The organism is Sinosporangium album, from assembly GCF_900100605.1.
Classification (GTDB): Bacteria; Actinomycetota; Actinomycetes; order Streptosporangiales; family Streptosporangiaceae; genus Sinosporangium; species Sinosporangium album.
The window spans coordinates 1-12,906 of sequence record NZ_FNCN01000045.1; the positions used below are offsets into that span (position 1 = coordinate 1).

Annotated in this window: 18 protein-coding genes and 1 tRNA gene; 4 read left to right on the top strand and 15 right to left on the bottom strand. The window is 68.1% G+C overall.

Annotation, left to right across the window (positions count from 1 at the left end):
- The 13 genes from BLQ73_RS28055 to BLQ73_RS28115 all read right to left on the bottom strand — a co-directional run.
- Positions 1-190 (bottom strand): hypothetical protein (locus tag BLQ73_RS28055; protein ID WP_420820044.1); only part of this gene is annotated, 190 nt, incomplete at its 3' end.
- 120 nt (positions 191-310) lie between these two features.
- Positions 311-397, bottom strand: a tRNA-Ser gene (locus tag BLQ73_RS28060).
- A 195-nt stretch (positions 398-592) separates the two neighbouring features.
- Positions 593-1,216 (bottom strand): DNA-3-methyladenine glycosylase I, encoded by a 624-nt coding sequence (locus BLQ73_RS28065; protein WP_176955731.1) that lies wholly within the window; start codon positions 1,214-1,216, stop codon positions 593-595.
- A 4-nt stretch (positions 1,217-1,220) separates the two neighbouring features.
- A complete protein-coding gene (locus BLQ73_RS28070) occupies positions 1,221-1,892 on the bottom strand; it encodes an alpha-ketoglutarate-dependent dioxygenase AlkB family protein (RefSeq protein ID WP_093175246.1) in 672 nt (223 codons plus the stop codon).
- Complete coding sequence (locus BLQ73_RS28075; protein ID WP_093175249.1) at positions 1,889-2,413, bottom strand: hypothetical protein; 525 nt, start codon at positions 2,411-2,413, stop codon at positions 1,889-1,891. Before BLQ73_RS28075 ends, BLQ73_RS28070 begins: the two co-directional genes overlap by 4 nt.
- The gene (locus BLQ73_RS28080) at positions 2,401-2,691 is read right to left on the bottom strand and encodes an Ada metal-binding domain-containing protein (protein WP_093175252.1); all 291 of its coding nucleotides are present in this window, start codon (positions 2,689-2,691) and stop codon (positions 2,401-2,403) included. The genes BLQ73_RS28075 and BLQ73_RS28080 overlap by 13 nt, the downstream gene beginning before the upstream one ends.
- On the bottom strand, positions 2,688-3,428 hold the full coding sequence (locus BLQ73_RS28085; protein ID WP_093175254.1) for a 2OG-Fe(II) oxygenase: 741 nt from the start codon (positions 3,426-3,428) through the stop codon (positions 2,688-2,690). The genes BLQ73_RS28080 and BLQ73_RS28085 overlap by 4 nt, the downstream gene beginning before the upstream one ends.
- Positions 3,425-4,057: a methylated-DNA--[protein]-cysteine S-methyltransferase gene (locus BLQ73_RS28090; protein ID WP_093175257.1), complete on the bottom strand. Its 633-nt coding sequence runs from the start codon at positions 4,055-4,057 to the stop codon at positions 3,425-3,427. The genes BLQ73_RS28085 and BLQ73_RS28090 overlap by 4 nt, the downstream gene beginning before the upstream one ends.
- Positions 4,054-4,545 (bottom strand): RNA polymerase sigma factor, encoded by a 492-nt coding sequence (locus tag BLQ73_RS28095; RefSeq protein ID WP_093175259.1) that lies wholly within the window; start codon positions 4,543-4,545, stop codon positions 4,054-4,056. The genes BLQ73_RS28090 and BLQ73_RS28095 overlap by 4 nt, the downstream gene beginning before the upstream one ends.
- Before the next feature lie 48 nt (positions 4,546-4,593).
- Positions 4,594-5,106 (bottom strand): methylated-DNA--[protein]-cysteine S-methyltransferase, encoded by a 513-nt coding sequence (locus BLQ73_RS28100; RefSeq protein WP_093175262.1) that lies wholly within the window; start codon positions 5,104-5,106, stop codon positions 4,594-4,596.
- A gap of 254 nt (positions 5,107-5,360) precedes the next feature.
- Complete coding sequence (locus tag BLQ73_RS28105) at positions 5,361-6,038, bottom strand: TIGR03943 family putative permease subunit (protein WP_176955732.1); 678 nt, start codon at positions 6,036-6,038, stop codon at positions 5,361-5,363.
- On the bottom strand, positions 6,035-7,078 hold the full coding sequence (locus BLQ73_RS28110; protein WP_245691506.1) for a permease: 1,044 nt from the start codon (positions 7,076-7,078) through the stop codon (positions 6,035-6,037). Before BLQ73_RS28110 ends, BLQ73_RS28105 begins: the two co-directional genes overlap by 4 nt.
- A gap of 210 nt (positions 7,079-7,288) precedes the next feature.
- On the bottom strand, positions 7,289-8,191 hold the full coding sequence (locus tag BLQ73_RS28115) for an NUDIX hydrolase (protein WP_093175270.1): 903 nt from the start codon (positions 8,189-8,191) through the stop codon (positions 7,289-7,291).
- Between the two features lie 26 nt (positions 8,192-8,217).
- Between BLQ73_RS28115 and BLQ73_RS34750 the strand changes: the two genes are divergently transcribed.
- From BLQ73_RS34750 to BLQ73_RS28130, 4 genes are all read left to right on the top strand, one after another.
- Positions 8,218-8,346: a hypothetical protein gene (locus BLQ73_RS34750; protein ID WP_275936331.1), complete on the top strand. Its 129-nt coding sequence runs from the start codon at positions 8,218-8,220 to the stop codon at positions 8,344-8,346.
- A 201-nt stretch (positions 8,347-8,547) separates the two neighbouring features.
- Positions 8,548-9,336, top strand: coding sequence for a hypothetical protein (locus BLQ73_RS28120; protein ID WP_093175272.1), 789 nt, complete (start codon positions 8,548-8,550; stop codon positions 9,334-9,336).
- Positions 9,337-9,380: 44 nt separating this feature from the next.
- Positions 9,381-10,511: a sensor histidine kinase gene (locus tag BLQ73_RS28125; protein WP_245691508.1), complete on the top strand. Its 1,131-nt coding sequence runs from the start codon at positions 9,381-9,383 to the stop codon at positions 10,509-10,511.
- On the top strand, positions 10,508-11,164 hold the full coding sequence (locus BLQ73_RS28130) for a response regulator (RefSeq protein ID WP_093175277.1): 657 nt from the start codon (positions 10,508-10,510) through the stop codon (positions 11,162-11,164). The genes BLQ73_RS28125 and BLQ73_RS28130 overlap by 4 nt, the downstream gene beginning before the upstream one ends.
- Before the next feature lie 182 nt (positions 11,165-11,346).
- On the opposite strand, the gene BLQ73_RS28135 is transcribed toward BLQ73_RS28130, so the two are convergent.
- Both BLQ73_RS28135 and BLQ73_RS28140 read right to left on the bottom strand, forming a co-directional pair.
- Positions 11,347-12,066, bottom strand: a complete 720-nt coding sequence (locus BLQ73_RS28135) for a hypothetical protein (RefSeq protein WP_093175279.1) — start codon at positions 12,064-12,066, stop codon at positions 11,347-11,349.
- Positions 12,067-12,191: 125 nt separating this feature from the next.
- The gene (locus BLQ73_RS28140; RefSeq protein WP_093175282.1) at positions 12,192-12,692 is read right to left on the bottom strand and encodes a SigE family RNA polymerase sigma factor; all 501 of its coding nucleotides are present in this window, start codon (positions 12,690-12,692) and stop codon (positions 12,192-12,194) included.
- Between the last annotated feature and the right edge of the window lie 214 nt (positions 12,693-12,906).

Sequence of the window (12,906 nt, forward strand, 5' to 3'; positions counted from 1 at the left end):
CCCTGCAGCCCTTGGGGTAGCCCCCGGGCCGCCGCTCGCCGCCCGCCTCGACCAGGCCCTTGAACCGCCTGGCGGTGCCCTTGTCGTCACAGGTCTCGCTGTCGCGCGCCCCGGCGCGGCCGCCGCCCTCCCTCCAGTAGACCCGGTAGGTGGTGCCCCTGGGGCCCGTCCTCTTCTCGATCCCTGCCACGGACTCTTCCCTTCTGAAACCGCGCGCCGGGCGGGCCGTGCCCCCAAATGTGCCCCCAAGACCCGCAAACAAAAAGAGCCGGTGACCTGTTCACGCAGGTCACCGGCTCTTTTTGCTTCGCGGAGGGTGTGGGATTCGAACCCACGAGGCCGTCGCCGACCTGGCCGCTTTCAAGGCGGCTGCACTAGTCCACTATGCGAACCCTCCATGCGCACCCCACCCTAGCGGCACTCCGCTCCCGCCGCGTCCCCAAGTCGGCATCCCGCACCTGGCTGCTCGGCTCTCCACGCGGGTCCGCGCGACCAGCCTCAAAGTAGCTCTCTGTAATCGCGCTTTGGACAGCCGGCATCCGTAGAGCGATCTCAACGTCAGTGGGACCGTTCGGAATCAGGCGTAAGAAGGTCACGATGTCCAGATTCCAGAGCTGCCCCGTCGATGCGAGCCGAGCAGATGGGTGTCGACGATGCCGATCGCCTCCATGAGCGCGTACATGGTGGTCGGGCCGACGAAGGCGAATCCGCGTCGGCGCAGCTCCTTTGACAACGCGACCGACTCGGCGGACTTCGTGGGGATCTCTGCAAAGGTCTGGGGGCAGGGCGTGCTCTCGGGTCGGAAGGACCACACCAATTCGGCCAGGCCCATCTCCTCGCGCAGCATGATGGTGGCGCGGGCATTGGTGATGGTCGCCTGGATCTTCCGCCGGTTGCGCACGATGCCGACGTCGGCCATCAACCGCTCGACATCGGTCTCGGTGTACGCAGCGATCGCGTCCGGAAGGAAGTCGTCGAACGCCGCACGGAATGCGGGTCGCTTGCGGAGGATCGTTGCCCAGGACAGTCCCGCCTGAAATCCTTCGAGACTGACGCGCTCGTAGACGCCGCGTTCGTCCGTGACCGGCATGCCCCACTCTGTGTCGTAGTAGTTGCGCAGCAGAGGGGCAGCGGCTGCCCATGCGGGCCGGGCGAGCCCGTCGTCCCCGACGACGACGCCGGGGTCGGCGGTGGTGCTGCTTGCATCTTGTGTCAATTGATCACCCGTCAAGCCCGGTCATGCGCATCGTGATGTTGATCCGGCCGCGACTGAGTCCGCATCCCTCGGGGGCGGTGCTCTCGTGCACCTTGGTGACGCCGTGGTAGGCCAGTCGGGCGGGTCCGCCGAAGACGAAGAGGTCGCCGGAGGCCAGCAGCACGTCGGTATGGGGTTTGCCGCGGCTTTCCGTATTGCCGAATCGGAACGTGCAGCTATCGCCGATGGACAGCGATACGACCGGGGCGCGGGAGATCTCGTCCTTGTCCTGATGCATTCCCAAGCGGGCCTCCGCGTCGTAGTAGTTCACCAGCGCGGTGTCGGGCGTATAGGAGCGGATCGCGGCTGCGTCGTGGCCAGTGGCCTTGAGGGCATCTCGTCCCAGGCGGATCATCCAATCGGGGAACGGAAGGACGCGGGCGCCGTTCACGTCGGTGGCCTCTCGCGTGTACTTGTACGGTTGCCAGTGCCAGCCCAGACATACGGTGCGCACCGACATCTCGTGTCCGCGGACCTTCGCGGCGCGGAGAGGGACAGGGCCTCGCACCCACTCGCGGAACCGATCCACGATCCACTTCTGCTGTTCCCGAGTCAGCCAATCAGGAACCAGGGTGGCGCCCGGGGCGATCTCTCCTCCGTCACGTTCGGGGATCTCCAGAGTGAACAGCGCTGTCATCGCTCGCCCTCCGTGTGTGTGAGGTGCACGAGGGAACCATGCGCAACGAGCCAGGAGGTACCGTCTGCGTTTGCGCCGGCCAGGCCGTCCAGATTGGCCGGTCCGACGAGTGCAAGAGTGCGCGGGTCGCCGATTCCGGCGCTTGCGAGGGTGCGTTCGGGGCTCCAGGGTGTCGACCACAGCAGCCGCCGGGTCATCTGTGCCCAGCCGGTTGCCGGCCCGGCCATCACCCACAGGTCGGGGTCGGCGGCGGAGAACCGTGACGCGTGACGCAGCCAGGAGGCCCCACTCTCGGGCCAGGTGATCGTATCGAGAGTTCCGCCTCCTGTGCGATCCCAGGCCGATTCGATCAGGCGTGCGGTCTCAAGGGCGTGAGGGGTGCGGCCGGAGCCGATCGCGATATTTCGGGCACGGCGTTCGCGAGCAATTCTGATGATGGTCGCGACCTCGGCATCCGTAGCCGTCAGGTCCGCGTCATAACTCGCTGACGCCTTCAGCAAGGGGCTGGTCAGGGCTTGCATCGTTCGCCGTTCTCCCAGGTGGTCTTCCACGTTTGATAACGGTCCCTGCAGCAGGCTCCGCAGGGGCGGAACCCGGCGGCGACCGCCGTGGCCTCGTCAGGGAAGAAGACCCGGTGTTTCACGTAGTCGCCGCAGGCGATGGCGCGCAGCGCGGCGGGACAATCGAGTCGCCCGTAGATCTTCGAGCCGCAATGGCCGCCCCAGAGCCCCTTGACCGCAGACCGGTAGGGACGGCCGTCTGCCCCCAGAAGGGTGTACGTCTTCGTCGCGTCACTCATGCGGCGTCGTGGAAGACGAGAGCGAGGGTGTGACGTTCGCCGGATCGGACGGCGGATACGCCGTGCCGAACCGGCGCGGCGGACCAGCCGCGGGCGGACTTGACGGGTCGGTCGCGGGTGGTGAAGAGGTATCCGCGACCACGCGGCAGCAGCGTGGCCATGCCTCGCGACTGGGCGCGCGGGCGCTGTTCCAGCAGCAGGAACTCGCCACCTGTGTGATCCACACCGGGCTCGTTGAGGTTGATCACGACCTGCAACGGGAACACGAGGTCGCCGTACAGGTCGCGATGCAGAGCGTTCCAATCCTTCTCGCCGTAGTGGAGCAGGATCGCCGAAGACTTCGTCTGGCCGGCGTCGTGGCACATCCGAAGCCACTCATCAAGCGAGTCCGGCCACGGCGCGGGCCGGCCGAGCTTGGTCCACCAGTCGCGGGCGATGGGAAGCAGCCGCGGGTACAGCGCCTGCTTGAGCCGCTCGATCGGTTCCGGGTATGGCGCGTTGAAGTATCGGTACCGGCCCTCACCGAAGCGGTGCCGACCCATGTCGACGGTGCTGCGGAACAGGCCGTCCTGCTCGTACAGCTCCCTGATCTCCACGGTCTCCTCCGGGGTCAGCAACTGCGGCAGCAGCGCGCCGCCGTACTCGTTGACCTCTGTGGTGATCGCCTCCCAGTCGCCGGACTCGACGCGGCTGTACCACCGATCCGTCTTTCTCCTGGTCGCCTTCGCGGTGCTCATGCTGCGGCCTCCAGGTTCAGCAGCGTGGTCTTGGCCTCGAGTCCGCCGATGTAACCGCCGAGCGTGCCGTCGGTACGCAGCACGCGGTGGCACGGGACGACGATCGGCAGCGGGTTGGTCGCACAGGCGGTGCCCACCGCTCGGACGGCCTTGGGGTTGCCGACGAGCTCGGCGATGTCTCGGTAGCTGCGGGTCTGGCCGTACCCGATCTCGGGCAGATGTGTCTGCACGAGGCGCCGGAATCCGCGAGACAGGGACAGGTCCAGCGTAAGGTCGAAGACCTGGCGGTGCTTGGCGAAGTACTCGTCGATCTCGCGAGCCACTTCGTCCAGCCGCTTCGGGGCGCGCAGGATGCGCGGGCTAAGCTGCCGACCGAGGGCTTCCAGAACTCGATCGTGGTCCTCGTTGGCGTACGCCACGCGGACCAGCCCCTCCGGGGTGGCGGCGAGCAGCAACGTGCCGACAGGTGAGTCGATGGTGGTGTAAGCGACATCGACGAGATTGGCTCGCTCTGCCGCCTGCTCCAGACGGCGGTGGAGCCGACTGAGAGTGCCGGCATCCACAGGCGTCGACAGCAGGGCGGTCATGTCGTCATCGTGGCGAATGTCATCGTGGCGAATGCCGTTCATGACGATGCTCCTTTCGCGATCGCGCCTGGATATCTCTTCCTGAGATTCTTGAGCCCGTCTGCGGCGGCTCTTCGGGCCGCCTCAACGGTGCCGCCGAGGATCTCTGCGATCTCGGCGTATGCCAGCCCCGCCACATAGCGGTAGGCGACAGCCTGGCGTTGTTTGCGCGGGAGCCCTTTCACCGCGGCCCACAGGTCAGAGTCTCCAGGGTCCGGGACGCCCCGCCCTGTCGGTGCTTCCGATACCTCGTCGACTGGTAGGGGACTCCTTTTCGCGACACGCAGTACGTCGATCGCCTTGCGATGCGCGATCGTCACGAGCCATGCCTCCACGTTCGCCGTCTCAGGCAGGTCGGGATAGGCGCGCATGGCGGAGAGGAAGGTCTCCGACCACGCGTCGTCCGCGTCGTGCGGGCCGAGGACGACCCGGCAGACGCGCAGCACGGTTGCGCCGTGCTGCGCGACTACGTTCTCGAACGGTTGTTTCATATCCATCCCATTGAAGACATGCTTTCGGCGGCGAACATGAGTTTCCGGTCAGAACAACCGTCCAGCGCTGACCGCGGTCGGCTCCTCAAGCTCCAGCAGCGCCTGCTTGCGCTCCAGCCCGCCCGCGTATCCGGTGAGAGAACCATTGGAGCCGACGACGCGGTGGCACGGCACGAAGATGCACAGCGGGTTCGCACCCACGGCCTGTCCGACCTGTTGCGCGAGACTGCGGTCTGCGACCTGCTCGGCGATACGACCGTAAGTGGTCGTGCCACCGCACTGAATGCTCTTCACGATGTCCCAGACAGCGTGCTGGAACACGTTGCCCTCAGCAGCGAGCGGAAGATCGAACTGCCTACGTCGACCCGCCAGGTAATGGCGCAGCTGTCGGGCGGCTTCGTTCAGCAGCGGGTCCGTGGAGTCGACCACCTCGAGGCCGAACGTCTCCTGCGAGGGCCGGCGGACGTGGTGCCTGAAGTACAGGCCAACGATCGTCTCGCCCTTTGCAACGAGCGTGATCGGTCCAAGGCGGGTCTCGATCACGAGGTGTCGAGTGCTCATCTGCTTTTCCCTTCTCCTGGCTGGTAGACGTGCGCCACCCGCAGAACGTGAGATTTCAGATGGTGTCGATGCCGATCGCCGTGCCAGGCGGCTGCAGGAAGCGTGCGGAGCTTCTCGCGAAGAAGCGTGCTCGACGCGCCCGCGGCGTAGGGGAAGCAGACGACTCGCGCACTGATCTCGGCAAACAGCGACTCGTAGGCATCCCAGCCCGCCGTGCCTTTCCAATCACAGAATGCGGGGGACCAGCCGCTGCCTTACTCGTACGGCTCCGCAGGGGTTTCGATGGCGCGCACCTCGGAGGCGGCCAACTCGGGGACCACGAACCCGTTCGGCATCCGCTTCCACTTGGGCGGCACCCACGTTCCGGTGACCTCGACCCAGGAGTCGAGCTTAGGCGCCGGGGCGCCCACGATGGCGGCGTGGAGGGCGTAGCCGTCGGCCGCGCAGCAGGCGATGGACATCCGGGTCAGGTGCCACTGGTCTTTCTTCTTGGCCTTGGTGACGAACCCGGTGAGTTTCACCACCTTGCCGTTGAGCTGCTCGGGTTCGTCGCCGAAGGCCCGCCCCATGAACTCACCGATCTTCATGATCGTCGGGCCGCTCGCGCTGAGCGGGGCATAGTTCGCGTTCTGCGGGGGCTCCGGGGGACGCTGTGAACGTTCGGCGGCGAACGAGCCGAGCGCGGGCGGGGCGATGAGCACGATCGCGAAGACCGGCAGGGTCATCAGCCAGGCGACACGCGGAGCGTGCTCGTGGGCCGCCGGCCGTACGAGGCCCGCGACCCCCAGCACGATCACGATCGCCCCGGCGGCGACGAGGAACGGCTGGAAGCCGGCCTTGACGTAGTTCAGGTAGGACGTGGTGAACGCGGAGATCCACACCGTGGCCCCGCCGAGCAGGATCAACACCAGGTTCTGCGACCAACGGCTCACAGCAGCACCCATCCCATCAAAGCACTCACCAGCACGGCCAACGTGAAGGTCAGCGGGACGAAACGCAGCGCGAACGCCTTGCCGAACGTCCCGATCTGCAGGGCTATCAGTTTGAGGTCCACCATCGGACCGACCACGAGGAATGCGAGCTTCGCCGTTGGCGAGAAGCCGCCCATCGAGGCGGCCACGAACGCGTCCGCCTCCGAACAGATCGACAGCAGCACCGCGAGCAGCGCCAACGTCAGTACGGCAAGCCAGGGGATCCCGGCGACGGAGTCGAGCCACTCCCTGGGGACCACGACGTTCAGCGTGGCGGCGGCCATACCGCCGACCACGAGGAACCCCCCGGCGTGCAGCAGGTCGTGGCGCATCGCCGCCAGGAACGCGGTGAACTTGGACTCCGCGTGGGCGTGCTTGGGCACCCGGATCCAATCCGTACGCCCGAAACGCAGCCAGATCCACCCGGCCAGCACGGCCACCACCAGTGACGCCACGAAGCGCGCCACCACCATCATCGGCTCGTTGGGGAACGCGACCGCCGTCGCCACCATCACCACCGGGTTGATCGCCGGCGCCGCCAGCAGGAACGCCAGCGCGGCGGATGGCGCGACGCCTCTCGACATCAACCCTGACGCGACGGGCACCGACGCGCATTCACACCCAGGGAGTACGGCTCCCGCCATGCTCGCCACCGGCACCGCCACCGCCGGCCGCTTGGGCAGCGCGCGGGTCCAGAACGACGCGGGCACGAACGCCGCGATCGCCGCCGACAGCGTCACTCCGAACACCAGGAACGGCAGCGCCTGCACGCAGATCGCGACAAAGATCGTGGCCCAGGTCTGCAGGGCAGGCCCGGTCAGGTAGGGGGATAAGAGGGGTTTCCCCACGATCAGGGCCGCCACGACGAGGAGGAAGGCCCAGGGGAGGGGGATTCGACGCCGGTCGCGCCGTCCCCATGCGGGGGGTGGGATCTCACCGTCGTCGGCCCAAGCGGCGGCACGTGGCACCGTGGCCGAGGTGTCGTTACCGGGATGAGACATGGAGACCATCGTCCCAGACCGACGCAGTGTTTCACGTGAAACACTGATTGCGGACAGAAACACCAAATACTTGCGGGCGGGGCCGTCGGCATGATCGGCGGATGTCCCCGTTCCCATCTGAACGGCACGCTTCCGGACATGGCTAAGACCTTGACCGGAATCCTCGCCGCCTCGGCCATCGGGCTCAGCGCGCCCCCGGCGCGGGGTGCTTCAGCGGGGAGGGTGCGTTCTGTGGGGCGATGCCGTACGCCCGAGCTGGGAAAGCAGCCACTTCGGACCCGTGACGTGCGCCCCCAGCGCCGTCACCCGATCACGCAGCCCGCGGTCCGCCGTCACCACCAGCACCCGCTCCCACGGGAAAGCCTTGTCGACCAGGCCCACGATCGCGTCGTCCCCGCTGCCCGAGGCCGCCACCGTGTCGAGCCCCGGCGCGGGGACCGCGGCGCGAGCCGCGCCCTCCACCACGGCGACCACCCGGGGAAACCACCGGGCCAGCGGGGGCGTCACCCCGGGCACCTCGCGCAAGCCGTACGGCATTAGCCCGCTCACCTCGGCCAGCAGCTTCGTCGCGGCCCCGGCCCGGTCCCTCCACCAGCCGTGCTCGGCCCGCGCGCCGACGATGTTGGCCATGTCCAGCACCACCAGCCAGGGGCTCAGCAGCATCTGGATCTCCGGCCACGTCGCCGCGAACCCCGGATGAAGAGGTCTCGCCGCGATGTCCCCGATCGGCAACCAGCGCAGGTCCGTGCTTTCGGCGTTGGCGGGGGCGGCGGCGAAGAGCGTCTCGGCCCCGGCGATGACCGTCTCGAACGTCCATCCGCCGTGATCGTCCAGGTAGACCCCCTGGACCCGCAGCGCCTCCCTGTTGAGCGCGGCCTCCTCCCACGCCTCCCGGAGCGCCGACGCCACCGCGTCCTCATGGCTGTCCATCGCGCCGCCGGGCAGGCCCCACGTGCCGCCGTGGTGGCTGAACAGCGCACGCTCCTGCATCAGGACGTGCGGCACGCCTTCGCGGTCGTGGTGCACGGCGAGCAGGCCGGATGCGCCGTGAACGCCCCAGTGCCGGTGGCCCATCGAGCACTGGGCCCATCCGTCCCCGTCTTTCTCCGCCATGGCTTCATCCTGCACGCACCGCGGGGGTGCGGCGAACCCGCCCCGGCCCGCCCCGGCCCGCCTCGGCCCGCCTCGGCCACGCCAACGACCGCTACATGCGCCCGTACACCAACCCGCCCGACAACATCGCCGCCGGCTATGTGGAAGATCTCTGAGCAGAAATCAGGCTGCCGGGTTGTGGCAGCACGCAATTGGGCGCAGAGGAGCTTATTCGCGAGAGCATAAATCGCAGGTCAGGGATGGTTCGGTGGCTCATCCCACAGTTCTTGGCGGTACGTCGGTCACCAACTAAAGAGACATCCGTACGTGCCTAACGGCAGGTGTGGCGGCCTTCTCCTGCACACCAGGGTGAGGGCATGTCATTGATTAAGATCACTCCCGCGTCGGTTCACCACAACGCCTGGTTTCCCGGGCGCTTCCTCGGAGGTGGCGCCCTGGTGCTCGGGCCGCTCCTGTGGTTAGCCGGGCTGACGCTACGCCACCTGGCGGGAAGCACGGCGGAGTTCACGCCGGAGCAGCAGGCGTACTTCGCCACGCAGCCGTTCGCGGCGCCCGAGCAACTGGCCGCCTACGCCGTGAACCCAGGGCTGGCCACGGCTGGGTACGCCCTTTACACGGCGGGCGCCATCGTGCTGTGCCTGGCCATCGTCGTGCTGGCCCGAGTGGCTGCCGCGTACTCGCCCTGGCTGGCCCGCCTGGGCGGTGCGATGGTGGTCGTGGGGTTGTTCTCGCGCCTGTACTGGGCGGGGGTGGACGAGACGGCCCTGCAGCTCATCGGGACGCTTGGGCTGGAGCGGACGACCGAGATCGTGATGGACCTGTACGTGGACATCTCCTACGGGCCCTGGCTGGTGCCGGTCTCGGCGGCCTTCGGTCTCTACCTCGGGACACTGCTCCTCGGTCTGGCCGCCTTCCGTTCGGGCACGTTCGGCACCGGACGGCTGGCGCTGTTCGTGTTCTCGGGATGGCTGTGGACCGGCGTACTGAAGAGAAGCGAGCTGATCGACGGCGTTCTGTCGGGCGCTGTCCTGTGCCTGGTGCTCGTGCCGCTCGGGATCAAGGTGCTGCGCGATGCCGTACCGGAGCTGCGCGCGCAGGCTCAACCGGCCGGGGACAGGGCGCCGCTGCGGGTGCTCAGCTGGTGACAGGGAGCTCCGGAAACCGCTCGGCGGCGTCTACGCTGTGGCGGGTGAGGGATGTGCGGGCCGGGCTCTTGTCATGGGTGCTGCCCGCGGCCGCCTTCTGCGGGGCCTTCGTGCCGGCGGCCTTGCCCGAAGCGCAGGCGTACGGGTACGCGGCCACGCTGGCCGGGCTGCCCGCGCACTTGCCGGCCGCCTACGTTCCGGCCTCTGTGGTGGGGTTGCTCGCTGCCTTGGCGGCCAGGGCGGCGCCCGGCAGGCCATGGCTGCTCTTGGTGCTCGCGTCGGCCGACGCCGTGCTCCGCACGCCGGGGCTGCTGCTGGCGGTGGCCTCGTACGTGGCCGCGACCGCCCTGCGGCGTCCGGCCCCGCTCGCGCTGTATTCGGCGCTGGCCAGTCTGGTCGCGGTCATTCCGCAGCCCGGTGCCGGACTGGTCTCCGCACTTGGCGGCGCACCCCTGTTCGTCTGGCTCCCGCTGGCGCTCGGACTGTGGGCAGGCGCTCGCCGGGAATTGGTCGCGGGGCTGCGCGAGCGTGCCTGGCGGCTGGAGCGCGAGCAGGCGGCGCGAACCGAGCAGGCGCGCGCGCTGGAGCGCGCGCGGATCGCGCGCGAGATGCACGACGTGGTGACCCATCGGGTCTCACTCATGGTTCTGCGGGCGGGAGCGTTGGAAATCAACGCCACCGACGAGAAGACCGCGGCGGAGGCGGAGTTGATCCGAGTGACGGGCAAGGACGCACTCACCGAGCTCAGAGCGGTGCTGGGGGTCCTCGGCGAGGAGGGCGGGGATTACCATCCGCGGCCGACACTGGCCGATCTGGACGGGCTCCTGGAACAATCCCGCTCGGCCGGCGTACCGGTGGAACGGCACGAGGAGGGCGATCCCGGCGCGCTGCCGGTCATGGTCCAGCACACCGCCTACCGCGTCGTCCAGGAGGCCCTCACCAACATCCACAAACACGCGGGCCGGGCCGCGACCCAGGTCGTCCTGCGTCACCTGCCCGCCGCGCTGCAGGTCGACGTGCGCAACGCCGCCCCGCCCGAGCCGGCCCTGGACCTGCCCAGTGGAGGGTCCGGGCTGCTGGGGCTGCGCGAGCGAGTGGAGCTGCTGGGCGGACAGTTCACGGCCGGAGCGGAGCCGGACGGCGGATTCCTGGTCAGCGTCAGGCTACCGACATGATCAAAGTGCTCATCGCGGACGACGAGGAGCTGGTGCGCACGGGCCTGCGCGCGATCCTGGAGGCCGCCGACGACATCGAGGTGATCGCCGAGGCGCGGAACGGGTCCGAGGCGGTGACTGAGGCCGCCCGCTACCGGCCGCACGTCGTCCTCATGGACGTGCGGATGCCCGTCATGGACGGCGTGACGGCGCTCAGGGAGATCAATCGCTCGCCTCAGCCGCCCAAGGTGGTCATGCTCACCACCTTCGATCGCGATGAGTACGTCTACAGCGCCCTGCGGGCCAGGGCAGCGGGCTTCCTGCTGAAGGACACCGCGCCCCGCGACCTGATTGCCGCCGTACGCGCGGTGGCTCAGGGCAACGCCATGCTCTCACCGACGGTGACCAAGCGCATGCTCGATGCCTTTGCCAGGTCGGAGACCCCCGACTCGGCTGCCGCCAGGAAGCGCCTAGCCGGGCTCACCGAGCGCGAACGCCAAGTCTCGCGGGCGGTGGCTCGAGGGCTGTCCAACACCGAGATCGCCCGCGAGCTGGGCATGACCGAGACCACGGTCAAGGCGCACGTCAGCCGTTCACTGGCCAAACTGGGCCTGGCCAACCGGGTGCAGATCGCGCTGGTCGTCCGCGACGCAGGCGGGAACGAGTCACCCTGATCACGGCTACTGGTGCCGGCCGAGGGCCGACGCGCACCGGGCGCCACCACGATTGTGAAGCTACGCCGGGTTGCCCGCCTCTGGAGCCCGCGCTTGCCGAACGAGAGCAGGCGTCTCAATGCGGCATTGTGGTGCTCCACGCCGCCGCCTCCACCGACTGAGGCTCCCCCTGCCGGTTGTTGTCAGTCGGTCGGGGTGGACCTGCCCCCCAACGGGAGTACGGCGTCCGCCGACGGTTCACCACTCGGGGCGGGAGCGGTCGCGGCGGGTCGATCATAGATCCCGACGGCCCACCTGCCCGGCTGTTCGCCGACCTTGGCCGACAGGCGGCTACGCACTTTGGGATTGATCAATGCAGCGGTCTGAGCAGTCTCGTCGCACTTTTTCGACGTCGTGATCGGTCGGCAGCCCGTAACGGCTTCCGCCACCTCCCGAACCGGGGCGTCCGCCGGAAAAACCCAGACCTCTAGATACTGCGGACGCTTCAACCAGTCTGACGGCGCCGAGCGCTCGTCGTGATGCCCGCCCTCCCACTTCCCGCACCGTCCGGCCCTGCCGCCCATCTCGCCGCTTTTAAGCCGCTGACTTGTGACGACCCAGGCCCGGGGGTCATCGCAAACCACTCTGTACCCCGTAGAGAAACTGGTCGGCATGAAGGTCACTTTCTGGGCGACGCCCACCTTCTCAAACCACTGGGAGTGGACAAGCGGCAACACCGTTTTCTTGGCTCCCAACCTCACGAGAAAACTGCCGGGAAGTTTCGGCCGGTGCTCGGGCTGGGCCGCACTCGCAGGACGCTGAGCCACCACCGTCTCCTCGGCCCCCGGTAGGCCCGCCGACAGGCCGTTCACCAGCCCGACGGCGGCGACCGCCAAAGCCGCCCCGGCGCCGGCCGTCACCATCCGCCGAGTACGGCGAATACGACGGCTCCGCCGTACGATCGCGTCGAGATGAGCGGCCGGTTCGCGGCCGGCAGGCTCCCGGCCACGCTCGTGCAGAACCTCGCGCAGATCGCTTTCCGAATGCCTCATCGCTGGGCCCTCTCCAAGGTCATTGTCTGGATGTCCGAATCGACGCGGAGACGGGTCAGAGCTCGATTGAGCTGGCTTTTCACAGCCCCCAAGGACGAACCGACAATGTCGGCGACCTCGGTAAGCGTCCGCCCCTCGAAGTAGTGCAGAACGATCACCGCCCGCTGGCGCGGCGAAAGCGCGCCGATCGCTCCCCACAGCGCCGCTTGATCGTCCACATCGGCGGTGGCGTCACGCACGTCGGCCGTTTCAGGGAGCGTCTCCGTCGGGACCTCACCGCGCCAGCGCCTGCGCCACCACGAGGAATGGGTGTTCACGATGATCCGATAAACGTAAGGGTCGGGGTTGCCCTCAATACGCCGCCAGGCAAGCCACGCCTTCGCCAGCGCCGTCTGCACCAAGTCCTCGGCCGTGCCCCAGTCCCGGGCGAGGAGATACGCCATCCGGCACAGTCGTAGATGCCGGTGTGCCACATACTCGGCGAACCCATCGTCCATCGATCATCTCCATCTCCTTGTCTTCGGCGATGACTACCTCCCGGGAGACGCATTCGGTTCACAGGCGCCACCGAGAAATCGCGGCACCAGCGCTCGCCCCCCTTTTTTCCCGTCGACCGAGGCCGGAGAGGACGGCGTGACGCGAGCGAATGCTCACCAGCGGCCGACCTCATGCCCGGTCCGCCACGCTTAGCGCCGCCCCACGAGATCCGCC

Excerpts from the sequence above, each read along its gene's own strand:
- BLQ73_RS28070 (WP_093175246.1), bottom strand. The coding sequence starts at position 1,892 with ATGACAGCGCTGTTCACTCTGGAGATCCCCGAACGTGACGGAGGAGAG.
- BLQ73_RS28075 (WP_093175249.1), bottom strand. The coding sequence starts at position 2,413 with ATGCAAGCCCTGACCAGCCCCTTGCTGAAGGCGTCAGCGAGTTATGAC.
- BLQ73_RS28080 (WP_093175252.1), bottom strand. The coding sequence starts at position 2,691 with ATGAGTGACGCGACGAAGACGTACACCCTTCTGGGGGCAGACGGCCGT.
- BLQ73_RS28085 (WP_093175254.1), bottom strand. The coding sequence starts at position 3,428 with ATGAGCACCGCGAAGGCGACCAGGAGAAAGACGGATCGGTGGTACAGC.
- BLQ73_RS28090 (WP_093175257.1), bottom strand. The coding sequence starts at position 4,057 with ATGAACGGCATTCGCCACGATGACATTCGCCACGATGACGACATGACC.
- BLQ73_RS28095 (WP_093175259.1), bottom strand. The coding sequence starts at position 4,545 with ATGAAACAACCGTTCGAGAACGTAGTCGCGCAGCACGGCGCAACCGTG.
- BLQ73_RS28100 (WP_093175262.1), bottom strand. The coding sequence starts at position 5,106 with ATGAGCACTCGACACCTCGTGATCGAGACCCGCCTTGGACCGATCACG.
- BLQ73_RS28110 (WP_245691506.1), bottom strand. The coding sequence starts at position 7,078 with ATGTCTCATCCCGGTAACGACACCTCGGCCACGGTGCCACGTGCCGCC.
- BLQ73_RS28115 (WP_093175270.1), bottom strand. The coding sequence starts at position 8,191 with ATGGCGGAGAAAGACGGGGACGGATGGGCCCAGTGCTCGATGGGCCAC.
- BLQ73_RS28120 (WP_093175272.1), top strand. The coding sequence starts at position 8,548 with ATGTCATTGATTAAGATCACTCCCGCGTCGGTTCACCACAACGCCTGG.
- BLQ73_RS28130 (WP_093175277.1), top strand. The coding sequence starts at position 10,508 with ATGATCAAAGTGCTCATCGCGGACGACGAGGAGCTGGTGCGCACGGGC.
- BLQ73_RS28135 (WP_093175279.1), bottom strand. The coding sequence starts at position 12,066 with ATGGTGACGGCCGGCGCCGGGGCGGCTTTGGCGGTCGCCGCCGTCGGG.
- BLQ73_RS28140 (WP_093175282.1), bottom strand. The coding sequence starts at position 12,692 with ATGGACGATGGGTTCGCCGAGTATGTGGCACACCGGCATCTACGACTG.